At 65.1% G+C, this 1,815-nt stretch carries 2 protein-coding genes and 1 pseudogene; 1 reads left to right on the top strand and 2 read right to left on the bottom strand.

Annotated elements, in window-relative coordinates; all coding sequences use genetic code 11:
- A partial coding sequence (locus tag AB4Y84_RS20735; protein ID WP_442250825.1) for a prephenate dehydrogenase occupies positions 1–1,109 on the top strand: 1,109 nt, incomplete at its 5' end.
- A 168-nt stretch (positions 1,110–1,277) separates the two neighbouring features.
- Here the strand turns inward: AB4Y84_RS20735 and AB4Y84_RS20730 are convergent.
- On the bottom strand, positions 1,278–1,472 hold the full coding sequence (locus tag AB4Y84_RS20730) for a hypothetical protein (RefSeq protein ID WP_025875144.1): 195 nt from the start codon (positions 1,470–1,472) through the stop codon (positions 1,278–1,280).
- Between the two features lie 68 nt (positions 1,473–1,540).
- Positions 1,541–1,815, bottom strand: a pseudogene (locus AB4Y84_RS20725) (ABC transporter ATP-binding protein); the annotation flags it as partial.

Below are 1,815 nucleotides of genomic sequence, written 5' to 3'. Positions count from 1 at the left end.
AACGCACGCCGCGCACGGTCGGCATCGTCGGCAGTGCCGGCGCCTATGGGCGCTGGCTGACCCGGTTCTTCGAACAGCACATGCAGGTGCGGGTGATCGGCCACGATCCGGCCGATCCGGGTTCGCATGCGCCGGAGCAGTTGCTGGAACAGGCCGACGTGTTGGTGTTCTCCGCACCGATCCGGCACACGTCCACGTTGATCGCCGAGTACGTGCGCCTGTCGGCGGGCCGCGAGCAGGAACGCTTGTGGCTGGATGTGACCTCGGTGAAGGAAGCGCCGGTGCAGGCGATGCTGGCCTCGTGCGCCGAAGTGGTGGGCCTGCATCCGATGACGGCGCCGCCCAAGGCGCCGACCCTGAAGGGCCGGGTGATGGTGGTCTGCGAGGCAAGGCTGTTGCATTGGCGGCCTTGGGTCGACGCGTTGTGCCTGGCACTGCAGGCCGAATGCGTGCGCGCCACCCCGCAGCACCATGACCAGATGATGGCGCTGGTGCAGGCGATGGTGCATGCGACCCACCTGGCCCAGGCGGGTGTGCTGCGCGAGTACCAGCCGCAGCTGGGGACGCTTGCGGCGATGCTGCCGTATCGATCGGCTTCGTTTGAACTGGATACGGCGATCATCTCGCGCATCCTGTCGTTGAATCCGGCGATCTACGAAGACATCCAGTTCGGCAATCCTTATGTGGCGCCGATGCTGCAACGTCTGATCGGCCAGCTGCAGACGCTGCAGGTACAGGTGGGGCAKGGCGACGACGCTGCGCGGGGCGCGTTCCGCGATCACCTGCTGGAGGCCAACAGGAGTGCCTTCGGCGATCAGGCGCTGGCTGCGGGCAACTACACCTTCGAGCGCGTCGGCTATCTGCTGGCCGACCTGACCGAGCGCAATGCACTGTCGGTACATCTGCCTGAAGACCGCGCCGGTTCGTTGCGTGAGCTGCTGAACGTGTTCGAGCAGCACGGCATCAGCCTCGCCTCGATCCACTCCTCGCGCACGCCTGCCGGCGAAGTGCATTTCCGCATCGGTTTCGTGGCCGGCAGCGAGCCAGGGGCTATCGCGGCAGCCGCGGCCGAAGTGGATGCCAGCGGGATCGGCCGGGTGCTGGCGTAACGCCATTCATCCACAGGGCGTGTGGATGGCTTCTGCGCAAACATGTGGATAACCTGCGGCAGGCCTTGGCGTGCAAGGCTGTCAAGATGGTTGGTCAAAAAATGACCAACCTTTTTTCTGTCCGGAACAGCAGTAGAGCCGGGGCATGCCCGGCTCTGCGGTGGATCGCTAGATCGACAACCTGACCTCGCCGCCGCTGGTGGTGAACTCGCGGCCGTTGCGTACCAGCTGGCGTCCGTCATCAAGCTCATAACGCGGCGTCGCTTCGGAGCCATGCCCACTGCCGCTGGCCTCGGGCTTGAACTCGATGATGATGTGGCTTTCGCCATTGCTGTCGACAGCGGGGAACTGACGGAACGACATGCCTGGCCTCCTACAGTGGTTCGTCGCTACGCCGCCAGAGTGATCCGGCCGGTGTTAGCCGGCCGTCATCAATCGATGAACTRCAGGCGTGCAAGCTCCGCATACAGGCCGCCTTCAGCCAGCAACTCCGCATGCGTGCCCTCGGCCACGATACGGCCATGGTCCATCACCACGATGCGGTCGGCCTTCAGCACGGTCGCCAGCCGATGGGCGATGACCAGCGTGGTGCGCCCGGCCATCAGGCGTTCCAGTGCCTGCTGCACGCCATGTTCGCTCTGTGCATCCAGCGCGCTGGTGGCTTCGTCGAGCAGCAGTATCGGTGCGTCCTTCAGCAAGGCACGGG

The sequence above is a fragment of the Stenotrophomonas sp. 2YAF22 genome (assembly GCF_052114665.1).
In the GTDB taxonomy this organism is placed as follows: Bacteria; Pseudomonadota; Gammaproteobacteria; order Xanthomonadales; family Xanthomonadaceae; genus Stenotrophomonas; species Stenotrophomonas indicatrix.
The sequence above is the reverse complement of the archived record's forward strand: the minus strand, read 5'-3'. Positions and strand labels throughout refer to the sequence as shown.